Origin of the sequence: Mesorhizobium sp. M2D.F.Ca.ET.226.01.1.1, from assembly GCF_004022705.2 — a bacterium.
Classification (GTDB): domain Bacteria; phylum Pseudomonadota; class Alphaproteobacteria; order Rhizobiales; family Rhizobiaceae; genus Mesorhizobium.
Map to the genome: position 1 here is coordinate 32329 of NZ_RZOY02000010.1, position 22324 is coordinate 54652.

24 protein-coding genes and 1 pseudogene are annotated in these 22324 nt (G+C 64.5%); 13 read left to right on the top strand and 12 right to left on the bottom strand.

Annotation, left to right across the window (positions count from 1 at the left end; genetic code table 11):
• Positions 1-194: 194 nt before the first annotated feature.
• Together EN869_RS22380 and EN869_RS22385 are read right to left on the bottom strand one after the other, a co-directional pair.
• Positions 195-2261: an ABC transporter ATP-binding protein/permease gene (locus tag EN869_RS22380; protein WP_127228170.1), complete on the bottom strand. Its 2067-nt coding sequence runs from the start codon at positions 2259-2261 to the stop codon at positions 195-197.
• A gap of 117 nt (positions 2262-2378) precedes the next feature.
• Entirely contained in the window at positions 2379-4352 is a 1974-nt protein-coding gene (locus EN869_RS22385; RefSeq protein WP_127228171.1) for a GGDEF domain-containing phosphodiesterase, read from the bottom strand.
• A gap of 447 nt (positions 4353-4799) precedes the next feature.
• Between EN869_RS22385 and EN869_RS22390 the strand changes: the two genes are divergently transcribed.
• The 3 genes from EN869_RS22390 to EN869_RS22400 all read left to right on the top strand — a co-directional run bounded on the left by EN869_RS22390 (position 4800) and on the right by EN869_RS22400 (position 6757).
• A complete protein-coding gene (locus EN869_RS22390; RefSeq protein WP_127228172.1) occupies positions 4800-5285 on the top strand; it encodes a hypothetical protein in 486 nt (161 codons plus the stop codon).
• Positions 5286-5390: 105 nt separating this feature from the next.
• Entirely contained in the window at positions 5391-6224 is an 834-nt protein-coding gene (locus EN869_RS22395) for an SPFH domain-containing protein (RefSeq protein ID WP_127228173.1), read from the top strand.
• Complete coding sequence (locus EN869_RS22400) at positions 6221-6757, top strand: hypothetical protein (protein ID WP_127228174.1); 537 nt, start codon at positions 6221-6223, stop codon at positions 6755-6757. The genes EN869_RS22395 and EN869_RS22400 overlap by 4 nt, the downstream gene beginning before the upstream one ends.
• 55 nt (positions 6758-6812) lie before the next feature.
• On the opposite strand, the gene EN869_RS22405 is transcribed toward EN869_RS22400, so the two are convergent.
• On the bottom strand, positions 6813-7718 hold the full coding sequence (locus EN869_RS22405; RefSeq protein ID WP_127228175.1) for an alpha/beta hydrolase: 906 nt from the start codon (positions 7716-7718) through the stop codon (positions 6813-6815).
• A 311-nt stretch (positions 7719-8029) separates the two neighbouring features.
• Here EN869_RS22405 and EN869_RS22410 point away from each other — a divergent pair, with 311 nt between their 5' ends.
• The 4 genes from EN869_RS22410 to EN869_RS22425 all read left to right on the top strand — a co-directional run bounded on the left by EN869_RS22410 (position 8030) and on the right by EN869_RS22425 (position 10608).
• A complete protein-coding gene (locus EN869_RS22410; RefSeq protein ID WP_127228176.1) occupies positions 8030-8449 on the top strand; it encodes a hypothetical protein in 420 nt (139 codons plus the stop codon).
• A gap of 28 nt (positions 8450-8477) precedes the next feature.
• Entirely contained in the window at positions 8478-9629 is a 1152-nt protein-coding gene (locus EN869_RS22415) for an amidohydrolase (RefSeq protein WP_127228177.1), read from the top strand.
• 31 nt (positions 9630-9660) lie between these two features.
• Positions 9661-10218 carry a DNA-3-methyladenine glycosylase gene (locus EN869_RS22420; protein WP_127228178.1) on the top strand — a complete coding sequence of 186 codons (558 nt, stop codon included), beginning with the start codon at positions 9661-9663 and terminating at the stop codon, positions 10216-10218.
• 78 nt (positions 10219-10296) lie between these two features.
• Entirely contained in the window at positions 10297-10608 is a 312-nt protein-coding gene (locus EN869_RS22425; protein WP_127228179.1) for a DUF2934 domain-containing protein, read from the top strand.
• A 91-nt stretch (positions 10609-10699) separates the two neighbouring features.
• On the opposite strand, the gene EN869_RS22430 is transcribed toward EN869_RS22425, so the two are convergent.
• On the bottom strand, positions 10700-11014 hold the full coding sequence (locus EN869_RS22430) for an EthD family reductase (protein ID WP_127228180.1): 315 nt from the start codon (positions 11012-11014) through the stop codon (positions 10700-10702).
• Positions 11015-11865: 851 nt separating this feature from the next.
• Here EN869_RS22430 and EN869_RS22435 point away from each other — a divergent pair.
• Complete coding sequence (locus EN869_RS22435; RefSeq protein ID WP_127228181.1) at positions 11866-12225, top strand: hypothetical protein; 360 nt, start codon at positions 11866-11868, stop codon at positions 12223-12225.
• Between the two features lie 13 nt (positions 12226-12238).
• Here EN869_RS22435 and EN869_RS22440 read toward each other — a convergent pair whose 3' ends face one another.
• Both EN869_RS22440 and EN869_RS22445 read right to left on the bottom strand, forming a co-directional pair.
• Complete coding sequence (locus EN869_RS22440; protein ID WP_127228182.1) at positions 12239-12841, bottom strand: dihydrofolate reductase family protein; 603 nt, start codon at positions 12839-12841, stop codon at positions 12239-12241.
• A gap of 1 nt (position 12842) precedes the next feature.
• Positions 12843-13373 (bottom strand): cupin, encoded by a 531-nt coding sequence (locus tag EN869_RS22445; protein ID WP_127228183.1) that lies wholly within the window; start codon positions 13371-13373, stop codon positions 12843-12845.
• Positions 13374-13454: 81 nt separating this feature from the next.
• Here EN869_RS22445 and EN869_RS22450 point away from each other — a divergent pair, with 81 nt between their 5' ends.
• Positions 13455-13979 carry a hypothetical protein gene (locus tag EN869_RS22450; RefSeq protein WP_127228184.1) on the top strand — a complete coding sequence of 175 codons (525 nt, stop codon included), beginning with the start codon at positions 13455-13457 and terminating at the stop codon, positions 13977-13979.
• A gap of 24 nt (positions 13980-14003) precedes the next feature.
• Here EN869_RS22450 and EN869_RS22455 read toward each other — a convergent pair whose 3' ends face one another.
• Both EN869_RS22455 and EN869_RS22460 read right to left on the bottom strand, forming a co-directional pair.
• Positions 14004-15020 (bottom strand): zinc-dependent alcohol dehydrogenase family protein, encoded by a 1017-nt coding sequence (locus EN869_RS22455; RefSeq protein ID WP_127228185.1) that lies wholly within the window; start codon positions 15018-15020, stop codon positions 14004-14006.
• Positions 15021-15059: 39 nt separating this feature from the next.
• Positions 15060-15454 (bottom strand): annotated as a pseudogene (locus EN869_RS22460) (cupin domain-containing protein).
• 216 nt (positions 15455-15670) lie between these two features.
• Here EN869_RS22460 and EN869_RS22465 point away from each other — a divergent pair.
• Entirely contained in the window at positions 15671-16564 is an 894-nt protein-coding gene (locus EN869_RS22465; protein WP_127228186.1) for a LysR family transcriptional regulator, read from the top strand.
• Positions 16565-16642: 78 nt separating this feature from the next.
• On the opposite strand, the gene EN869_RS22470 is transcribed toward EN869_RS22465, so the two are convergent.
• The 4 genes from EN869_RS22470 to EN869_RS22485 form a co-directional block, all read right to left on the bottom strand.
• A complete protein-coding gene (locus tag EN869_RS22470) occupies positions 16643-16822 on the bottom strand; it encodes a Flp family type IVb pilin (RefSeq protein ID WP_127228187.1) in 180 nt (59 codons plus the stop codon).
• A 129-nt stretch (positions 16823-16951) separates the two neighbouring features.
• The gene (locus EN869_RS22475) at positions 16952-17314 is read right to left on the bottom strand and encodes a hypothetical protein (RefSeq protein ID WP_127228188.1); all 363 of its coding nucleotides are present in this window, start codon (positions 17312-17314) and stop codon (positions 16952-16954) included.
• A 131-nt stretch (positions 17315-17445) separates the two neighbouring features.
• The gene (locus tag EN869_RS22480; RefSeq protein WP_127228189.1) at positions 17446-18174 is read right to left on the bottom strand and encodes an SDR family oxidoreductase; all 729 of its coding nucleotides are present in this window, start codon (positions 18172-18174) and stop codon (positions 17446-17448) included.
• Positions 18175-18209: 35 nt separating this feature from the next.
• A complete protein-coding gene (locus EN869_RS22485; protein ID WP_127228190.1) occupies positions 18210-18671 on the bottom strand; it encodes a VOC family protein in 462 nt (153 codons plus the stop codon).
• Positions 18672-18802: 131 nt separating this feature from the next.
• Here EN869_RS22485 and EN869_RS22490 point away from each other — a divergent pair, with 131 nt between their 5' ends.
• The 3 genes from EN869_RS22490 to EN869_RS22500 all read left to right on the top strand — a co-directional run bounded on the left by EN869_RS22490 (position 18803) and on the right by EN869_RS22500 (position 22225).
• Positions 18803-19690 carry a transcriptional regulator GcvA gene (locus EN869_RS22490; RefSeq protein ID WP_127228191.1) on the top strand — a complete coding sequence of 296 codons (888 nt, stop codon included), beginning with the start codon at positions 18803-18805 and terminating at the stop codon, positions 19688-19690.
• A 190-nt stretch (positions 19691-19880) separates the two neighbouring features.
• The gene (locus tag EN869_RS22495) at positions 19881-20174 is read left to right on the top strand and encodes a GYD domain-containing protein (protein ID WP_127228192.1); all 294 of its coding nucleotides are present in this window, start codon (positions 19881-19883) and stop codon (positions 20172-20174) included.
• 1052 nt (positions 20175-21226) lie between these two features.
• Positions 21227-22225: a L,D-transpeptidase gene (locus EN869_RS22500; RefSeq protein WP_127228193.1), complete on the top strand. Its 999-nt coding sequence runs from the start codon at positions 21227-21229 to the stop codon at positions 22223-22225.
• Positions 22226-22324 lie beyond the last annotated feature (99 nt).

Genomic DNA, 22324 nt, shown 5'->3' on the forward strand with positions numbered 1-22324 from the left:
TGTTCCCTCCCCGGAGTTTCCCGTCTGTCGCGCGGAACTCTAGGTGGTTCTTCGTTTCATGGGAACGGCGAACGCTCAACGTGCGTTCAGCGAGGGGAGAGGTGGCTCGGCGAAGCCGAGACCGAGTGGGGGTCGACCAGCGCTACGTTGTACAATGCATGCGCCAAGCTGCGCGCAGCCTCGGCGCGCTCCCCCTACCCTTTGCCGTTCGGCCCACTCCCCCACAGCGCCCGCTGGATCAGGCCGCGCTTGCGCTTGGGCGACACCAGCTCGACATCGCTCACCAGCCGCGCCCCGCCCTCGCGCCGTTCCAGCGTGATTTTTCGCGTGTGAAACGCTTCCAGCTCGGCGCGGTGGGCGACGCTGATGATGGTGACCCAGGGCAATTGCCGGATCACCATCCGCATCATCTTGTCCTGGCTCTTCTCGTCCAGCGCCGAGGTCGCCTCGTCGAGCACGACGATGTCGGGCGCGTGCAGCAGAAGGCGGGCGAAGGCCAGGCGCTGCTTTTCGCCGCCCGACAGGGTCTGGTCCCAGGGCGCCTCTTCCTCCAGCCGCTCCTTAAGATAGCCAAGGCCGACCTTGTCGAGCGCGGCATTGATCTCCTTCACCGTCCAGTTGTCGGCGGCGGCGGGATAGGCGGTGGCGCGGCGCAGCGTGCCGGATGGGATATAGGGGCGCTGCGGCAGCATGAAGAGGCGCTTCCCCGGGTGGAAGTCGACGTTGCCACTGCCCCAGGGCCAGAGGCCCGCAATGGCGCGCACCAGCGTCGACTTGCCGGTGCCGGATTCGCCCGAGACCAGCACGCGCTCGCCGGGCTGGATCTCTACCTCGGTCTCCTTCACCACTGAGGTGCCGTCGTCGAGCGTAACTGAGAGGTTTCTGAGGCTGAGCATGGCACCGTCCTCGGTCTCGCCGCGCTGGATGCGGCCCAGCCGGTCGTTCTCTTCGGCCCGCTCCAGCCCGTCGAGCGACATCATCAGCGAGGCGATGCGGCGGGCCGAGGCGTTCCAGTCGGCAAGCCGGGGATAATTGTCGACCAGCCAGCCGAACGCGCCTTGCACGAGGGCGAAAGCGGAGGCCGCCTGCATCACCTGTCCAAGACTCATCGAGCCGTCAAGGAATTTCGGCGCGCATAAAAGCACCGGCACGACCGGCGCGAACAGGCTCGAGCCCTGCGAGACGAGCGTGGTGCGCATGTGCTGGCCGGTGAGTCGCGCCCAGCGGCCGAGCACGGCGGCGAAGGACCGGAAGATGCCGGCGTTCTCCTCCTCCTCGCCACCCAGCAGCGCGATGCTCTCGCCGTTTTCACGCACGCGCGTCAGCACGTAGCGGAACTCGGCTTCCGTCTGGTTCTTCTGCTCGGAAAGCTCAACGAAATGGCGGCCGATGAAGAACATCGAGGTCGAGGTGATCGCGGCATAGATGACGGCGGTGACGACGAGGAAGCCGGGCACGGTGATGACCGAGCCGCCCAGCGAAAAACTCAGCGCGCCGCCGATGGTCCACAGCACGACAATGAAGGTCGAGGCCGACAGGAAGGCGTTGAGCACGCCGGCGACGAAATCGACAGGCGATTCCGTGGCGATCCTCAGATCCTCGGTCAGGCGCGCCTCGGGATTGGCGTGGTCGCCCTTGACGAGGTTGAGCTGGTAGTAGCGGCCGCTGGCGAGCCAGCGCTGGATGACAGCCGTGGTCAGCCAGGAGCGCCAGCGCCGCTGCATGGTCATGCGGACGTAAACCTGCGCGACCACCAAGCTGATGCTGCCGGCGACCAGCGGCAGGAAGACGGCGCTCAGCCAATAGACGGTGTGGGCGTCGCGCTGCTCGATGGCGTCGAAGATGGCGCGGTTCCAGCGGTTGATGCCGTACTGAAAACCGACATTGACGCAGATGAGCGTGAGCAGCCCGATCGTCAGCGGCCAGGCGAGCCTGTCTGCGCGCAAACCCCAATAGCCGCGCCCGCTGATCCAGAAGCGCCGCAGAAGATATTTCTTGCGCGCCCGCTCGGCCTCTTTGGGCGAAAGCTGAGGGCTGGGCTCCGCGGCCTCCGGCGGCGGCGAGCCGGCATGGCCGATGGCCTCGGGCGCGGCGTCGGCGGGTGGCTTTTCCTCCGCCGCCTTTGGCGCGGCCGCGCCCGGCTTGGGCGGCTTCTCCTGCCGCGGCTTAGGCTTGCCTGCCCGCTTCTGTGAGCGCGATTGGCGCACCGCACGCGGAGTGGCGGCGTCTGCGGGCTTCGGTTTGGCTTTGGCCTTGGGCATCGCGCCGACAACGGCCTAAAAATCAAAAGGTTTCATGCCGGCCGCCCGGGGCGGCTACCTGCCCTTTCACGGCTGCTTGCCAGCAAGATCACGACAAAGTCAGGTGCGAGCGGCCGATCAGGCGGCCGTGCCGCTACGGGGATTGCGCAGCGGCTCGAAAATAACCTCAGCGCCGGCCGCGTCGAAGGCGAGCGCGTCGCGCATCGGCAGTGCCGGCGAGAACAGATAGCCCTGCGCGATCATGCAGCCCAGCGAGCGCAGGATCATGCGGTCGGCGTCGGTCTCGACGCCCTCGGCCATCACCTCGATGCCGAGCGTGCGGCCAAGGCCGATGACCGCCTCGACGAGCGCCTGGTCCTCGACGGATTTCGCCAGGTCGCGCACGAAATCCTTGTCGATCTTGATCTTGCGGATGCGGCTGTCCTTCAACGACACCAGCGTCGAGAAGCCGGTGCCGAAATCGTCGAGGACGATCGATATGCCGGCATCCGCCAAGCGCCCGACCTTCTCGTCGACCCGGGCGCGGTCGACCGGCGCCTCTTCGGTGATCTCGATCTCGAGCATGGCGGCCGGCACGTTCTTCGCCTTCAGGCCATCGAGTATCATGTCGTCGACATTCCCGGCCTCGAGCTCGCGCGGCGAAAGGTTCATCGCCACCCGTACATCCGAGCGCCCCTGCCGCATCAGCTCGCCGATCATGGCGCAGCAATTCAGGAACACCGTCTCGCTCAGAAGCGAAAGCAGGCCGGTCTCGCGCGCGGCGGTGACGATCTCGGGCGGCGAGATGGCGCCGTGCACATCATGATGCCAGCGCAGCAGCGCCTCGAAGCCGACGACCGCGCTGGTGTCGAGCCGCACCAGCGGCTGGAACCAGGAGCAGAGCGCGCCGCTTTCAATAGCTCCACGCAGATCGCGCTCGATGCAGTTCTTGCGCTCCAGCGCGGCGTCGAGCCCGGCGTCGAACAGGTAATATTCGTTCCTGCCGCCGCGCTTGGCGGCATAGAGCGCGAAATCCGCCTTGAGCAGCATCTCGGTCAGGCGCGGCTTTTCCGCCTGGTAGATGCCGATCGAAGCGCCGACGCGCACCGAGTTCAGTTCCGGATCCGGATTGGCGATGGCCGCGATGATGGCCGGCGCAAGCTCGCCCACCTGCTGCCCGGATTTTTCGGCGGAGAACAACAGCACGAACTCGTCGCCGCCGATGCGCGCGATCGTGGCGCCCTGCGGGGCATGGGCCTCGATGCGCCGCGCTACCTTGACAAGCAAGTCGTCGCCGATGGTGTGGCCATAGGTGTCGTTGACGGATTTGAAGCCGTCGAGATCGATCAGCATGGCGACGAACGGACCGTCGGAGTGGCCGAGCTCGCGGATCGCCTGCTCCAGGCCGTGGCGGTTGAGCAGATTGGTCAGCGGGTCGCGCCTGGAGTTGCGCTCCATCTCGGCGGCGAACTCGCGCGCCTCGTATTTGAGACGGCTGGTCTCGCGGAAGCGGGATTGTCCGACCAGCGCGCTCCTGACCATGCCGGCGAGGAACATCGCGATGGTGAAGGCAAGCACGTAGTTCGCGACGCCGCCATGCGCCAGCACGCAGCCGGCGGCAATGAGCAGCGGCAAGGTGATGAAGTTGATCGAGGCCGGCGCGTAGGAAGTGCCGTAGGTGACCGAGCCGGCCGAAGCGCCGGCCAGCACGGTCAGGTAGAGCGGCGCCTCAGCCGTGGCGTATCCGTCGCTGAGCAGCGCCAGAAACGACCAGGCGATGCCCGACGCAAGCGCCAGCAGGCCATAGACGGAAAGCCGGGCGCGGACCGCCTCCGACCTGTCGTCGGCAGCGCCCGACTGCGCGATGGCCAGCACCAGACGCGCGCCGTTGATCAGGGCGATCGCGACGAACCACAGCACAGCGGCAAGGCCGCCGCCGGAGATCAGCTGCACCAGCAGGATCAGCGCCGAGAGCACCGTGCCGACGGGCATCGAGATGAAGACGCATTTGCTCAGATCGCCAAGCTGGTCGCGCAGGATGCCGGCTTCCACGGCTTCGCTCTGCCCCTCCGAAGAGGGGCCTGCAACCAGCCGCTCGTCATGCTTCGCCATGCTTAACGTGGTTAGGCGAGCGGGATGAAAATCGTGTTAAGGATTCCGGCGGTTAGGGATATTTCCGCAGCGTAACAAGGCGCGCGTCCGAGCGTCGAACGCCGGCAAGCGCCTTGCCGCAAATCGCTCGCGATAATGTGTATGGCCGGCAATTCAGTCTTCGCTTATCAACGGCTGAGCATGCCATCCAAACGTCTCGGACAGCCCCGTCCGGGAAAAACGTCTTTTTCGATGAGGCAAGGGATGGAGGGGGGACGAACATTCCGGAACAGGTCTTGATCCGCCACGGGCGGCACGTTCCGGCATCTTCAAGCACGGCAATCAACACGGACCGCTGAGCGGAGCCGCTCCAAACGGTTATCCGCGACAACGGAGATCGGGGCGCTGTCCCGGGTTGCGTAATCGGTCGTTGGCTGCCTTGTCCTTCGATTTGAGCGGGGTCTTTGCATGTCGCATCTTCTGTTTGTGCTGGTGCTCGCCTTCATGGCCTGGCGGTGGTTCGCCAAGGCCCAAGGCGGGGCGAAAGACATTCGGCCGGGGCGCGGCCGAGCCGCTTCGCGGCGGTCCAGCAAGGACGACGAAGGCGACGAGATCGCCGACGCCGCCAAAGCGGTCTCCAGCTTCCTCGGCGAGAAGGGTTTTCTTGGCGAAACCGGACTGCTTGGAAAAGCCGGCGGGGAACTGCTCGGCCAGGCTGTCAGCCGCGCCTTGCAGGAGTCCGGCGTCGCCGGCGAGATCGAGCGCAGAGCCGCCGAGGTCATCAAGCCGATCCGGCAGGCCAGGCAGTCTGCGAAGAAGGCGGCGGCGCAGGCGCAGGGCAAGCAGCGGGTCAAATATCTGCTCGACGGCGACGGCGGCTTTCGGCAGCGCACCGACCGCACCGCCCGGCTGCAGCAATCCTTCAGGGGCAAGGGCCTCTGCTCGCCGCGTTAGCGTGGCTGCCATCTTGAATCGCCTATCCGCTCCAACTCTTTGTTTTCACACCGTAAATCCATGAGGCACGCGCGGGGCGCGCCTCCAACAAGCGAGGGAAAGACAATGGCAATCACCAGACAAGTCATCACGTCGCTGCAGCGCGACGGCACGGACGCGCTCGGCACCAGGACCGTGGCGATGAAGATCGTCGACGAGAGCATCGTTTCGGGCTCGCTGCTGACGGTCGAAAGCAACCATTTCTGCATCCTGAAGTCGCGCGGCGCGGTGCTCAACGTCTACGAGACCGGGCAATACGCGCTGCAGACGCCGGACAAGCCGCTGGTCGGGTCTGTCGTGCAGGGCTTCTTCGGCGGATCGTCGCCCTGGGTTTACGAAGTCATCTACATCAACCGCTCAAAGCTGCTGGTGCGCAACGAAGGCATCGCGACCAGCGCCGAGATGGCGGAAATGTCCTATGTCGTCGACTACTACATCCACATCGACAGCAAGGAAGAGGCGCTCGACCTCATCACCCACATGCCTTTCGCCGGCGCGGTGATCGACACCAAGGAAATCGCCGACTATGCCGGGCCGGCGATCGAACAGGCGATCAACCAGATCATCCAGATCACCAAGATGGAGAACGTCAACGAGCGGATCAGCGACGTGCGCGAGGCGGTGAAGGCGCACTTGACCGACTTCCTGAAGGTCTACGGCATCATGCTCAACGACCTCAAGGTGCTGATAATGCCGCGCGACGAGCGCATGCGCGAGCTGATCTCGCTGCAGGCGATCGGCCTCAGCCCGATCGAAGCCGTTCGCTATTACCTGGCCTTGCGCATGGCCGACAAAGGCCTGGTCTCGGCGCCCAACGCGGCGGCCGGCGTGCCGTTCCAGATCGGCGGCCAGCCGACGGGCTTCTATCCGCTCGGCGATGAAGTGGGCGCGACAAGATGAGCCGCTTCTACGAGGCCGGGCCGCTCGCGCAGGTCGGGATCAACCTGTTCTACGGCTATGGCTATAATTTCTACCGCCAGGAAAACCAGCTCAGGGCGGACGACCAGCGTGTGCGCCAGATGGCGTGCTCGCTGCTCGGCCGGGCGCGAGCGGCGATCGATGAGGCCGAGAGCCGCTACCGGCGCGAGAACATCCCGACGCCGACGCGGGCCAATCCGTTCCCCGATCCGGCGGTCGTCGCCAGCGCCCAGGCGCTGGAGCGGCTGGGGCGCGACGTCGGCGGGCTCGAAGGCCTGATCCGCCACCAGCCGGTGCCGGAGAACGACCGCATGGCGCAGCGCTACCGGCTGGAGGCCGCAACGCTCGTCACGCTCGCCGAAAAGGACGCGGTGCTGGTCGGCCAGGCGGAGCTGCTGCGCTCGCTGGTCGAGGGCGTCGCGGGCGAAGCGATCCTGGCCAACAAAAGCGAGATCGAGACCGGCATCGCCGCCATCGCGGCGACATTGCGCGACCGGCAGACGTTTTTGCTTTGAGATCGGTGGCGGGGCCGCCACAAAGACCACTCGATCGGTAGCGTCGCCATCCGGGCTACAGTTCGTCGCGGACAAAATTGCCGGCGCTCGCAAGGGCGCGGCGACCGGCACTCAATTGCGCATTCCAGACCGGCCAGGCGTGGATCATGTGCGGCCAGATCTCGAGGCGAACCTTGACGTCGGCCGCGCCGGCGGCCTCGGCGAGCCGCGTCGCATCCGACAGCAGCGTCTCGGCGGAGCCGACCTGGATCAGCATTGGAGGAAAACCGCTCAGATTTGCATATAGGGGCGAGATCAGCGGATCACGGCGGTCAACGTCACCGGGAACATAGGCGCTCGCCAGTTCCTCCAGATATGCGCGGTGAATGATGGGATCGATTGCTTCCTTGGTCGCCAGGGTGGCGCCGGACATCGAGAGGTCCGTCCAGGGCGAGACCAGCCAAAGACGGCACGGCAGCCGCTCGCCCGCCGCGCGCAACCTGCCGACCAGTGACAGGCTGAGATTGCCGCCGGCGCTGTCTCCGCCGACCACGATACGATCCGGAACGACGCCTTGCCGGGCAACGAAGCGCCATGCCGCGAGCGCGTCTTCGTGCTGCGCGGGAAATGGATGTTCCGGCGCGCGTCGATAGTCGATCGCCAGCGTGCGCATTCCCATTGCACGGCCGGCCTCGGTCACCATTCGACGATGGCTCTTGATCGAGCCGGAGCAGTATCCGCCACCGTGGAAGAAGAGCAGCACCTTGTCCTTGTCATTTCCAGGCGCCAGAGACCACTCCGCGGCGAGGCCGTCGAAGACCACCGCCTCGCATCGTATATCGCCCGCAACCGGCCACGACGAGCCGACCTCGTTGAGCCGCGCCCGCCGTTCGTCCCAGCCCACCGGACGCGGCCTCGACGCGAGCAGGGCGCGGATGGCGCCAATCTCCGTCAGATCGAGTTGTTCTTCCGCGTCACCCATTTGCTTTCCCCGGTTCGAAGTCAGCTGGCGGGGCGGAGCGGTTCACCGCTCGCGAAAACTCCGCTCGATCTCTTTTTTACGCAATCGCAGACGGAAAACCTATCGCGTTTCCCGGATCGTCGTCGAGTTGCTGGATGACGGAGAGGGTTCCGCCGGCCCTGGCCGCCTGCCGAGATCCTGAAGCGTCGCCTCCGCCTGGTTCTTCTTCGCTTTCGCCGAGTCCAGCGGCGACCGCTCCTCGGCCCGCGTCACGTTTGACCCTCCAAAGGTGTGGAATGTAAGGATGGCTCCGGCTCGGCAGGAGGATCGGCATGGGTCTCGACATAGTGGTTTTCAAAAGTCTCTCAGCGATGGAACGGGAATTTCCAGGTTATCGCTTCGGGCGGGAGCCGATGACGGGCGAATGTTGGGTCATCTACCCTGAGGGCATTAATCTGGATTGGGACGCTGTCACAGTGCGCTCGTGGCGCGTCGGAAACATCATGCACGTCGCCGCACTCCGGGACGCGATTGCCGACCGTCTCGGCGAAGGGTCGCGTTTGGAACGGATCGTCCTCTATTCCGGCAGCCACACCGGCGATGCAATCGAAGAGCCGAGCTTTGTCGAACTCGAAGCCGAATTGAAGCTCATCGAATCCGACCCCGACCCATGGGTGAGGGAATTCGCCGATGGCCTAGCGGAATTGATCGGCATGGCACGGCGCGAGAAAAACCCTATCGTGTTTGTGTGACCCGTAAGCCCTAGCGGAGCTCCAACCCATGACCCTGACCAACCGCGACCTCATCGAGCTCACCGAATGGCGGCGCAAGCTGCACCGGCAGCCGGAGATTTCAAATGAGGAAGAAAAGACCGCCAGGGAAGTAGTGGACTTCCTCGCCGACACGGCGCCGGACAAGGTGCTGACGGGCCTGGGCGGGCATGGCGTGGCGGCGATCTATGACAGCGGCCAGGCCGGGCCGACGGTGCTGTTCCGCTCCGAGCTCGACGCTTTGCCGATCGAGGAGCTTTCGGGCGTCGCGCATGCCTCTGAGGTGCCGGGCAAGTCGCATATGTGCGGGCATGACGGGCACACCGCGATCCTGGCCGCACTTGGCCGCCAGTTCGGGCGCGACCGGCCGGCGCGCGGCCGCGTGGTGCTGATGTTTCAACCGGCCGAGGAAACCGGCAATGGCGCGGCCGGCGTCGTTGCCGATCCGCGCTTTGCCGAGATCGCGCCGGACTTCGCGTTTTCGCTGCACAATCTGCCGGGCGTCCCGTTCGGCGAGGCGCGGCTCAAGGCCGGCACCGTCAACTGCGCCTCGCGCGGCATGCGCATCGTGCTCGAAGGCAAGACGGCGCATTCCTCGATGCCCGAGACCGGCATCTCGCCGATGCCGGCGGTGAGCGAGCTGATGCCGGCGCTGCCCGCGCTCGGGCGCGGCACTTTCGCCGACGACGATTTCAGCATGGTGACCGTCACCCATTGTTCGATGGGCGAAGCAGTTTTCGGCATCGCGCCGGGCTATGCGGAAGTGTGGGCGACGCTGCGCACGAGGCGCGACGAACGCATGGCCGAATTGGTCGCCGCGGCCGAAGCGCTCGCGGCAGAAATCGCCGCCAGGCATGGCCTCAGCGTGCGCTTCGACTACCACGAGATCTTCGTCGCCAGCGTCAACGCGCCGGACGCGGTCGAGCATCTCAACCGAGCGCTCGACGAGGAAGGCGTTTCGCGCAGCGAGGAGACGCTGCCGATGCGCGCCTCGGAGGATTTCGGCATTTTCGGTCACAGCGCCAAGTCGGCGATGTTCTTCCTCGGCGCCGGCGAAAAGCACCCGTCGCTGCACAACCCCGACTATGATTTTCCGGACGATCTGATCCCGATCGGCTCGCGGATTTTCATGCGCACGGCGCGCAATTTGCTGGGTGAGTGACCGTCAGCGATGGCCTGCGCGATCGACCGCCATGCCGCCTGATGCCGGCGCCGATTTCTTCACCCGCGATGCCGTTGTCGTGGCGCGCGCGCTGATCGGCGCCACGCTTGCGCTCGCCGGCGTCGGCGGCATCATTGTCGAGACCGAGGCCTACCGGCCCGACGATCCCGCCTCGCATGCCTATCGCGGCCGCACGCCGCGCAACGCGCCGATGTATGGCGCGCCCGGCACGGCTTACGTCTACCGGTCCTACGGCCTGCATTGGTGCCTGAACGCGGTGTGCATGCCGGGCAGCGCCGTGCTGATCCGCGCGATCCAGCCGCTATCCGGCATTGCCGCGATGCGCGACAGACGCGGCACGGATGACGAACGGCTGCTCTGTTCGGGCCCCGGCAAGCTCTGCCAGGCTCTGGGCATCGACGCCTCGCACAATCGGCTGGCGCTGACCGCGCCGCCCTTCGAATTCGCGCCATCGCGGACCGATCCGGCCGCGATCGTCAGCGGACGCAGGATCGGCCTTACCAAGGCGGTGGACTTCGAGTGGCGGTTTGGGCTTGGCGGATCGGCCTATCTCAGCCGGAAATTCTGAGCGGGGCCATATCCGTTCCCCTTCATGGATCATTCGCGGCGAGCGCGCGTTTCGAGACAGGTATCGGAGGAACGGACGATGGCGAACGACAAATACGAACGCATCCAACGCCGCGCCTATGAAATCTGGCAACGGAGCGGCGAGCCGGGTGGCCAGCACGAGGAACACTGGCATCAGGCCCGCGAAGAAATCGAGCGCGAGGTCAAGGGCGGGGACAAGGGGCTGGGCGAACAGCCGGGCGCCGCGTTGCCCGGCGCGGTGACGATACCGGCCGGCCAACCGGACCCGTTGGCGGCCGAGGCGCTGGCGCGTAAGGCGATGGGCAACCGGCCTGAAGGGCCGCCCGCCGACGATCCGGCGCCGACGAAGGGCAGCCGCCGCAAAGGCTGAGGCCGGTCACATTCAATGTCGAACAGCTGTGGACGAGACTTTTCTCGCCAGGCGAACCCGCGGACGGATCGGCCCATGTCAGCCGCGGGTTCTAGACCTCGCGGCTGTCGAAAATAAACATCTGAACGCCCGACTTGTCGGGCGCGTAGAGCCGGCGATCGGCCCCGGCGGCTTTTCCCTCCGGGCTCGCGAAACCCTTCTTCATGGCGTCGAGATCGTCGAAATGAAGCGTCCCGATCAGGTAGACGTCGGACGGTCCGGCGAGCACCGTGATCGGCCCCTGGCTGACCTCGTATTTCCTCAGGCCCGGAATCTTCTTGGCCAGCGGTATATGCGTCTCGAAATAGTGCTTGTCGAACGCCTTCGCGTCGGCAGGCTGCTTGTAGATGACGACCATTCCAGCCATTGCGGCTCTCCTTTTCGTTGCGGACGAACCAAGGACGAAACGGCGGGTGGAAACGGAACGAGAGGTTGAAAAAATTTCGGGAGCGCAGAGGGACGATGATAGGCGACAGGTCCGCTCCACCTGCCTGTTGCCGCCGGTAGTGCCTCACAACTTTCATCAAAATGCACAAGACGCTGAAAATGACCCCCGCAATGGCCGCTGGCGTGTCCAAGACGCGCTGGTCTATGGATGACCTTTGCGAGAAGATGGACATTGTTGCGCCGAAGCCGGGCAAGCGTGGTCCCTATGAAATGCCGAGTGATGGCGGCGCTCAGGCTTAAAGCGCTGATCAATTCGACCTAAGTCAGTGTATTAGCTATCTCTAAATTGCTATAGGCAAATGCCTATGGGCAAATGCTAGAGGGCTAATAACATGGGAGAGCGGCGCGGGCGAATAGTCTTGCTTTGTCTTATTTTGGCCAGCAACGCCAGCGCTCATAGCTGGTACTCGGGCAAAACCGACCCTGTTCTGCACCTCAAATGTTGCGGCGATCGCGATTGCCACCCAGTCGCCTCAGGCGATGTCAGATCGACTAGGCAGGGCTACTACGTCAGGCAACCTCAACCCTACTCTCGGAATGATCCCGCTGCCGGCGAATGGTTCATTCCTTGGGACCGCGTGCAGGCAGCGCCCGATGACCAGTATCATATCTGCGAAACCCTCTATCCGACGTTTCGCGTTGGCAGGTACAGGTTGCGGTGGACCTGCTTCTTTGCGCCGCGAACCACGGGTTGATATTACCTACCGCCATCTCGCTTGTGCGAAGAAGCATTCTGTGATTTCTCCGACCTAAATTAGCGGGGACTCAAGGATGAGAATTGCGGTGATCGCCGCGCTCTGCGCGGGTGTGGCTGGATGCGTGTCCTCGCCGGTCGAGTATGGCGCCTCGCTGTCGCAGCAGGATCCGAAATGGGCGTCGCCGGCATGCCAGCAGGCCCGTGCCGCCGCCGCGGATTATGCGCAGCGCGAGAAGGACCATCCCGGCTGGGGTTTTGGCGTGCTGCTCGGGCCTTACAGCATGGGGATGGTGGCGGCGGTCAAGGAGCACGAACGGCAGCAGCGACGGCTGCTCGCCCGCCAGATGCATCTGCAGTGCTCGAGCCAGAAGCTGCCGAGGGACCTGGATTTCGATCCGGCAATCTACGCGCCGAAGAAGCAGCATTATCCGTAGGCGACGGGCGGTTTCAGGCCGCCGCTGCCTTCCTCTCGAATGCGTAGGTGAGGATCGCCACGCCCGTCGGCGTCACGACCTGGCTGGTCAGTTTCAGCGCCGTGGGCGGCTGCCCGGCCTCGAAAAGGCGCAAGCCGTCGCCCAGCACCAGCGGATGGATCATCAGCACCAGCTCATCGACAAGCCCGTGCCGCATCAGCGCGCGGAGCAATTCGCCGCTGCCGAACATGACCAGAGTCTTGTCGTGACGTTGCCTGAGCGTGCGCACCGTCTCTTCCGCCTCGCCGGCAAGCAGTGTCGAATTCTCCCAGCGCGGTTCGTAGCCCCCATCATGCGAGGCGATGAACTTATGCGCGCCGGTCAGCGCCCTGGTCATCGGACTGGCCGGTTGCCGGACAACCCAGCCTTCGTAGAGGTCCTCATAGGTCGTGCGGCCGGCCAGCAGCGACCAGCCGCCGCCCATGGCGCGGCCGATGATCTCCTGCATCGTCGCGTCGCTGCCTGGAATGCTCCAGCCGCCATGTGCGAAACCGTTGCGCATGTCTTCGTCGGCGCGCGCCGGCGCCTGAAAGACACCGTCCAGCGTCAGATGCTCTATGGCGACGATCCTTGCCATTTCAGCCTTCGCTCCACGCGTTCAAAAGCGGGCCGTCGCCGCCATAGACCGGGTCCTTGTCGGGACGGCCGACCTTCGGGATGGTGCGCAGCGCCTCGGCGTGCTGCTCCGGGCTCCGGCACAGATCATATTTGCCGAAGGGCGGATAGGCGCCAACGACGAGCAGGTCGGCGGACGCGGACAGGCGCTGGTGGCCGGTGCCGGCCGGCAGGACAGCCACGTCGCCCGCCTTGACCTCGAGCACCTTGCCCTTGTCGCCGCCGAAGCGGACCTCCGCGGCGCCGCGCGCAATACCCAGCACCTCATGGATGCGCGAGTGATAGTGGACGAAGCCGTAAATGCCGTTGCGCCAGCTGTTGCCCCAGCCATTGGCGCTGAAAATGTCCTCGAAGACGGCGGCCGGATCGGCGTCGTCCGGCAGTTGCACCGCGCCGGGATAGACGAGCATGGGCCAGCGCGGATGGTTGGGCACTAGCCCGTCATCGGCGAAGCGGAAGGTGAGCGGTTCGAGCTTTCTGACCAGTTGCGCCATCCTTGCCCCTTCCTGCAACCTCAATCATCGGAGCTAACGGTTTCCCGCGCATTTTGCTCCGGTCACACCGAGGAGGTCACAATGACTGCGTTTCGCCTTTCGACGATCGGCCTGCTTGCGTTCGCGCTGCTGTCGGCCTTTGTTGCCGCCAGCGCCGCGACCGCCAAGGCCGCGTCCGCGGACGATCTCTACAAGCTTTGCCGTCAGATGAAGAACGACGACACGATCCGCCCCTATTCGCACGAACTCTACGGCGGCACGGTCAAGGCCTTCAAAAAGCTCTTTCCCGACGCCAAGAAAGCACCGCTTGAGCAGGAGCTGCAGACCCAGGCCAACTATCGCTGCATGAACGGCAAGGTGCTGGCCTGCTTCGTCGGCGCCAACCTGCCCTGCGCCAAGATGAATGCCGCGCGCGACAATCCTGGCGCGGCCGAATTCTGCAAGACCAACCCGAATGCCGACGTCGTGCCGGCCTTCGCGACCGGCCACGACGCCGTCTATTCCTACAAATGCGCGAGCGGCAAGGCGGTCGTTACCGGCAATTCGTGGCAGCTCGACAAGCGGGGTTTTGCGGAGACGCTATGGGCGGTGGTTCCCGAGCGCTGAGACGGTCCAGAGCCCGACCGGCGCCTAGACCTCGAGCATGACCTTGATGGCGCGGCGTTCGTCCATGGCGCGGTAGCCTTCGGCGACCTCGGCCAGCGGCAGCTTGAGGTCGAAGACCTTGCCGGGCTTGATCCGTCCTTGGAGCACGCGGTCCATCAGGTCGGGCAGGAACCGGCGCACCGGCGCCGGGCCGCCCAGCATGCGCTTCTGGCCGAAGAACAGTTTCTGGCCATCGAAGCTCACGCCATGCGGCACCCCGACATAGCCGATGGTGCCGCCGGGACGCGAGCAGGCCAGCGCCTGGTCGAAGGATTCTCCCGTGCCGACGCATTCCAGCACCGAGTCCGCGCCGACGCCGCCGGTGAGATCCTTGATGCGCGCGATCCCCTCCTCACCGCGTTCGGCGACGATGTCGGTGGCGCCGAACTCGCGGGCGAGCTTCTGGCGGCTCTCGTGACGGCTCATGGCGATGATGCGCGCCGCGCCCATCTCCCTCGCCGCCAGCACGCCCATCAGTCCGACCGCGCCGTCGCCGACGACGACCACCGTCGATCCTTCGCGCACCTCCGCGGCGTCGGCCGCGTACCAGCCGGTGCCGAGCACGTCGGAGACGGCCAGAAGGTCGGGCACGAGCTCGGCCGGCGGCACCTCGGCGGTCGCCACCAGCGTGCCGTCGGCCAGCGGCACGCGGGCATAGGGCGCCTGTGCGCCCGACATGAATTCACGCTGCTCGCAGGAAGACTGGAAGCCGAAGCGGCAGTGTGGGCAGGTGTTGTCGGAGAGGCAGAAGGAGCCGACGACGAACTGGCCGGGGCGGACCGTGCGCACCTCCGCGCCGACCTCGACGACGATGCCGCAATATTCATGGCCCATATGCTGCGGGGCGTCCACCGGCTGCAGGCCGCGATAAGGCCACAGGTCCGAGCCGCAGATGCAGCTCGCCGACAGCTTGATGATTGCGTCGGTAGGACGCAGGATTTTCGGATCGGCGATTTCCTCGCAGCGGATATCGCCGGGCTTGTGCAGAACGGTCGCGAGCATTTTTGCTTCCCTTTTCTCTTTTCGTTCGATTGGTAAGGGTCAGGCGCCATAATCGGCGTCGCTGACATGTTCCAGCCAGTCCACGACCTGCCGTCCTTGACCTCCTGGACTGCAATGTGGGTCATGGCGGTTTCGGGCGACGCCCCGTGCCAGTGCTTTTCGCCGGGCGCGAACCAGACGACATCGCCGGGGCGTATCTCCTCGACGGGTCCGCCCTCGCGCTGCACGCGGCCACGGCCGGAGACGACGATCAGAGTCTGCCCGAGCGGATGCGTGTGCCAGGCGGTGCGGGCGCCAGGCTCGAAGGTGACCTGCGCGCCCTGCACCCGCGCGGCATCGAAGGGATTGAAGAGCGGATCGATGCGGACCGTGCCGGTGAACCAGTCCGCCGGGCCTTTGCCGGACGGCCGGCTGCCGGCGCGAAGAATGTCCATGGTTGGGTCTCCTTCAACATGCCTTCGGTGCGGCGGCGCGGATCCGACAGGCGCATCGGAGCCTGCCGCACGAAATGATCTGTTGACCGCGCAGGCGGCGACCGGCTGAGACGCCAGTTGCGAACAACATATTGCAGCGCAACATCGTCGATTAGACCGAATAGTCGGCATGGACTTATCGACCTGTGATATAAATTCTCGTCCAGGAGATTGCCGATGCAGCGTGACGACATGAAGGATCTGCTGTGGTTCCTGGCTGTCGCCCGGGAGCGCAGCTTCACCAAGGCAGCGGCCGAGCTCCGCACGTCGCAGTCGACGCTCAGCGCCACCATCAAGCAGCTCGAGGCGCGGCTCGGCGTGCGGCTCTTGACCCGCACGACGCGAAGCGTGGCGCCTACGGATGCGGGCGAGCGGCTCTATCAGTCGCTCGCGCCGCGCTTCGAAGGGATCGAAGCCGACCTCGCGGGCCTGGTCGCCTTTCGCGACAAGCCGGCCGGCACCGTGCGCATCACACTCTCTGACCATGCGCTGCAGTCGACCGTGTGGCCGAAGCTCAAGCCGGTGCTGAGCGACTATCCCGACCTCAGCGTCGAGCTTCATAGCGACAACGGCATGCGCAACATCGTGGAGGAGCGCTTCGACGCCGGCGTGCGGCTCGGCGAAAGCATCGACAAGGACATGATCGCAGTGCGGATCGGCCCGGACTGGCGGTTGGTGGCTGTCGCCTCGCCGGAGTATTTTTCGCGACGTCCTGCGCCGAAGATACCGCAGGACCTCGTCGGCCACGATTGCATCAACCTGCGGCTGACGACGTTCGGTGGCTTTTACGCCTGGGAGTTCGCCAGGGACGGCCGAGACCTCAGGGTACGGGTGGAAGGCCAGCTCACGTTCAATTCGACCCTTCCCATGATCGATGCCGCAATCAGTGGCTACGGCATCGCCTATGTGCCCGAGAACCTCGTCAGCCGCCACGTGGCCGAGGGGCGCCTGTCGGTGGCGCTCGGCGACTGGAGCCCGCCCTTCGCCGGCTACCACCTCTACTATCCGAGCCGGCGGCAGCTCTCGCCGGCGATGACGGTGATCGTCGAGGCGCTTCGGCATCGCAGCTGAACAGGTCGCTGGTCGCTTGGGTCATCGCAACCCCTCGCCTTGGGCCCACGCCATGGCGTCCTGCAGGCGGAACGCCGCCTACGGCGCAATCGCGCTGTTCACGGAGGTCGCGATGTTCATGAACTGGGCATTCAAGGCACCACCCAGCGAGGTCGCCCCGACCAGGATTGCCACGGCGACGAGCACGCCAATGAGCGCGTACTCTATCGCTGTCGCGCCGGATTCGTCGGCATGAAACCGCTCGATCACAAGTTGCATGTCTAACGTCCCAGCCGATAACAGGCCTGGAGCCTACCGCGACGGCCCTGCCGTTCGATTAATCGAGCCTTTCAAATTGAAAGGACTTGCAGCCGGCTTCCGATCGGCATGGTGCCGGCGGCCACGGCGCTACGGTATCGACTGGGAGACCTTGAGCCGCGGCGCGAAGAAGCAGCGCAGATAGGGCTGGTTGGTTATGACGTAATGGTTCTCGCATATATGGTATCGGCCGTCCGGGGATTCCTGCACGCGGTCGCGCGGGATGTTGAAACCATCGGGCAGATAGACGTAGCCGCCGTCGGCCCTGGACTGCACCGAGGACTCCGGTATGGGGCGGCAATCGGTGCCGCCGCAACATTTGAAGTTCGTTACCGGATCGACCTTGTTCTGGTACCAGTCATGGGCGCTGGCGCCTGTCGCAGCGGCAAGACAGATGGCGGTGACGACGACCCTTAGCACGGCATTCCTCGACGGGGCGGAGGCGCTGCTCATTCGAGCGTCATGTATATGAGCGTTCCGCCGGAAACGCCATTGCGTTGCGAAGGCCCGGCAAGCGACGCCCGGCGCTCATGCGTGGCAATCGTTGAGGCCGGATCCTCAAACCGAGGCCCGGCCCCGCCCGCTCAAACCAACCGCTGCCCGCCGTCGATATGGACGGTCTCGCCGGTCATGAACTCGTTTTGCATCAGGTAGAGATAGGCCGGCGCGATGTCGGCGGGCCTGGCGATCCTGCCCGCCGGAATGCAGCCGCCCATCTCATTGAAATAGCCTGACTTGGCTTCGCCGACGATCTCGTCCCACATCTCAGTGTCGACCCAGCCGGGCGAGACGATGTTGACGCGCGTCGGCGCGAGCTCCAGCGCTAGCGCGCGGGCGAAATAGCTGAAGGAGCCGGCGACTGCCGAGACGACCGAGCCGCCGGGAACCGGCGGGCGGTCCTTGTTGATGCTGGAGGTGAAGATCATCGAGCCGCCCTTGTTCAATTTGCGCACGGCGTGCTTGGCAAGCATCACGGCGCCGATCAGCTTGCTATCGACGAATCGGCGCACGAAATCCATGTCGGTCTGGCCGATCGGATCATTGGGCGGCGGCGTACCGGCCGTCGCCACCAGATGATCGAAGGCGCCGACCGCATCGAACAGGCGGGCGATGTCCGCCTCTTTGGCCATGTCGGCGGCAATGCCCGTCACGCGCCCTGTCCCGAACCGCTTTTCGGCGGCCTTGAGCTTGTCCTCGGAGCGGCCGACGATCACGACTTCCGCACCGTGTTCCAGCACGGCTGCCGCGACGCCGAAGCCGATGCCCGAGCTGCCGCCGACGACAATGATCTTTTTTCCCGTGAGACTGGTCATGGGTGTTCTCCGTCCTTGCAGTGATGGGTTGAAAATCAGGCGCGGCCGGCGTGGGCGGCGGCGATGTCGGCGAGAATAATCTTCTTCATCGAATACATCGCCTGGCGCGCCCGGTCGGCCTTCGCGCGGTCGGGGTCGTTCATCAGCCGCAAGGCTTCGCTCGGGATGACCTGCCAGAAGACGCCGAACTTGTCCTTCAGCCAGCCGCAGGGCTGTTCCGAACCGCCGCCGGCGGTGAGCGCGTTCCAGAAATAGTCGGTCTCGGCCTGGTCCCCGGTCTCGATGTAGAGCGAGATGCGCTCGTTGAAGGGCGGCACCCCGCCGGCGTTGAGCGCGGTGAAGCGTTGCCCTTCGAGCTCGAAGTCGAAGATCGCGTGCGGCTTGTCGGTGAACTCGATCGCTCCGAGCGCCCGGCTGTTCTTGAAGACCGACAGATAGAAATCCCGCGCCGCTTCGGCATCGAGGTTGAACCAGAGGAAGGGATGAACGGTGGCCATGGTGTCCTCGCAGGTTTTGAAGTGAGCGTTGATCACAAATTCTGTGAGGATTTTTGGCCGGAAAAAGCTCGACGGACAAACCAAAGTTTGGCAAGGATTGGTTACCATCACTCACAAATGGCTTTGTCGTCATGGTCCGCAGACTGCCGCCGCTCAATGCCTTGCCGGCCTTCGAGGCCGCCGCCCGGCATCTGAATTTTTCGCGGGCCGCCGACGAGCTCAACCTCACCCATGGTGCGATCAGCCGGGCGGTGAAACATCTGGAGGACCAGCTCGGCGTGCAGCTTTTCGAGCGCGCCACACGCTCGGTGCGGCTCACCCCTGTCGGCGAGCCCTATGCGCTTGCGGTGCGCGAGGCGCTCGACCAGTTGGCGCTCGCCACGCAGACGGCGACCTCGCGCCATTCCGGCTCGACGCTCAATGTCAGCACCTCGGATGGCTTCGCTGGCAAATGGCTGGTGCCGCGGCTCTACCGGTTTCACCGCGCGCATGGCGACATCGACGTGCGCGTCTCGACCACCGGCCGGCTGACCAATTTCCGCGGCGACGGCATCGACGTCGCCATCCGCTATGGCGGTGGCCACTATCACGGGCTGACGTCGGAATTCCTCACCGGCGAGGAAGTGTTTCCCGTCTGCAGCCCGAAGCTGCTCGAGGGTCCGCATCCGCTGAAGCGGCCCGAGGACCTCAGGCACCACACGCTGATCCGCGACGGCTACCGCATCGACTGGGCGGCGTGGCTGGCCAGCGCCGGCGTCGAAGGCGTCGATCCGAACAGCGGCCTCACCTTCGATTCCGCCACCTTCGCGGTGGAGTCCGCCGTCCAGGGCGAAGGCGTGGTGCTTGGCCGGACCATGCTGGTTTCCGCCGACCTTGCCACCGGCAGGCTGGTGCGGCCCTTCGACCACGCGCTGAAGGCGGTTTCCAGCTTCTATCTGGTCTATCCGCCGGAAGCGATCCGCCAGCGCAAGGTGAAGGCGTTTCGCGACTGGCTGTTTGACGAGATCGGGCCCGGCTGAGTTCAGCGACTGTCCATACACCGCCTTGCGCGCGCTGCCTTCGAGACATGACACTCGCGCCTCTCGCAGCAATCCAACCCGTGCCGATATATTAGCAATTGCTTCTTTGCAGGATGGGCACGTGCTATTGTGGTTCCGGGAACGGCGGACGCGCCGTGAGCGCCCGCGTTTCCCTTGTGGGAGGAAACCAATGGCTCATTACGTATTACTGTCGAATTTCACCGACCAGGGTATCAGGACCATCAAGGACACCCAGAAGCGTGCTGAGGCTTTCAAGGCGATGGCCAGCAAAAGCGGGGTCAAGATTCACACCCTGTTGTGGACGCTGGGCAAGCATGATGTCGTGGCGGTTGCCGAAGCAGAGGACGACATTGCCGCGACTGCACTAAGCCTATCGATCGCATCGATGGGCAACATCAGAACCGAGACCCTGAGGGCGTTCGACTCGGCGGATATGGCCAAGATATTGGCAAAGGTGGCCTGACCGCTGCTTACCGACATGCGTTGGAGATCGAAGCTGGCGCCGTGCCGAGTGCTCGGCGCCTGCCGGCCCTGGCTATGTCTCGCCGAGGACGCGCGACCTAAAGCGCGTCGCGATCTTTCAGATCCACTCCATGCGCTTTAGGTCTTTGATTTTGCGCATGTCTTTATACCGAAACCGGTTCCCGCTTTCGGAAGACATGCTTTATTGCTCGCGTCGGCGTATCCGCGATGCGCTTTGGCCTGTTCGGCTTGTTTTTTGATCCTTTAAGGGCAACCGACGGCACGGGCGGGGGGCGTTGGGGAGCCGCCGGTTACCAGGACGAGGGGCCATGGAATCAGAAATCGCGCTGGCCCTGACGCAATAATGCCACCTGTCCGCTTTTATGGGAACTGATTTCTAGCTTACGATTCAAACATATATGGGAGGAGGCACACATACACGATGAAGGCGGTCCCAGCTTCTATCTGGTCTGTCCGCCGGAAGCGATGAAGGCGTTTCGCGACCGGATGTTTGCGGAGATCGGGCCGAGATGAAGAGCGGCGCCTGGAAACCTTTAAGGCTCGCCGGCACAGGCACGGGAGCTTGTGCGGCGCTACGGCAACGATTGGGCGCTACAAGAGCGGCGATCAGGCCACCCCGGTGACCGTCCAGTTTGGAGGCTCGAGCCAAGAGGATCATGGCTGCGACTGACGCAAAAAAGCGGGGCCACGGTGAAACCTTCGACGGCTCTGCCAGTTCGGTTTGCAGGAGGATTTCCGACATGACTGAACCCGGTGAAGGTTCCCGTGGCCGAATTGACGACAAGCAACTCGTAATTCTGCTGAAAGAGAAAACAGGTATCTCGGACGCTCAGGCCAGAAGGCTCATAAAGGCAATAGGGCGCGACCGCCCGTCGCTTCTGCGAGAGGCCCGCATCATAAGGGCGCGTGCTCAGACCGCCAGGTCGAGCCACTTGTGACAGACCTGTTCGGCGGGGCGTCGCGGCGATGGAACAAGATCAGTCCCGCAGCGTCATAGACAGAGTTCCTTGTCGCGGTCGCGGAGTGATGTCGATGGCCAGGCTCGTCTTGATCGTTGCGGCGGCACTCGCCTTGGCTTGTGGCGGCACGCGGGCTGCCAAGCTGGATTCGGATACGGTCAATCAGGCTCAATTCACCGAAGGTCAGCCCAGCGGCGTCAGCCCCATGCTGCTTAAGGCCCAAGTGCTCCTGGACCGCGCCCGCTTCTCGCCCGGCTTGATCGACGGCCGTGCTTCGGAGAACTTCACCAAGGCGGTCGCGGCCTTCCAGGCGGCGAACGGGCTGCCCTCGGACGGCAAACTTACGCGAGAGACGTGGGACAAGCTTTCGGCAACCTTCGCCGGCCCGGTGCTGACGACATATGACACTACCGCAAAGGATGTGCGCGGCCCCTTCACCAGGCGCATTCCGGTTCGCATGGAGAGCATGGCGCGTCTCAATCGCCTCGGCTATCGCAATGCGCAGGAGAAGCTCGCAGAGCGTTTCCATGTCAGTGAACAATTGCTGAGGATGCTCAATCCCAAAGCGGGTTTCAGGAAGGCCGATACGTCTCTGGTGGTGCCCGATGTCGGCCGCGGCGATCCGCCTTCACCGATAGCCAGCGTCGAGATCGACAAGGCATCCCGCCAGGTGCGCGCCCTCGATCCGTCGGGCAAGGCGATTGCTATCTACCCCGCCTCGATCGGCAGCGAGGAAAAACCGGCGCCGAGCGGTACGGCGGAGGTCAGGCGCGTGGTGCACAATCCGACCTATCACTACAATCCGAAATTCGCCTTCAAGGGCGTGAAGACCAAGCGACCCTTCACCATTGCCAAGGGACCGAACAATCCGGTCGGATCGGTGTGGATCGACCTTTCGATCGAGAGCTACGGCATCCACGGCACGCCCGACCCGGGCAAGATCGGCACGACGTTCTCGCATGGCTGTATCCGGCTGACCAACTGGGATGCCGAGGACCTCGCCGCCATGGTCAAGCCGGGCACGAAGGTCGACTTCAAGGACGAGGCCGCACAAGAGGGACAGGTCCAGTAATGCCGCAGACCGCGAGCCGGTACGCAGGTCCGCTGCATAAATCCAGCTTATCATGACCCCTCATTTTTGAAGACGTTACACGGGCTTTTCGCGCCTGTA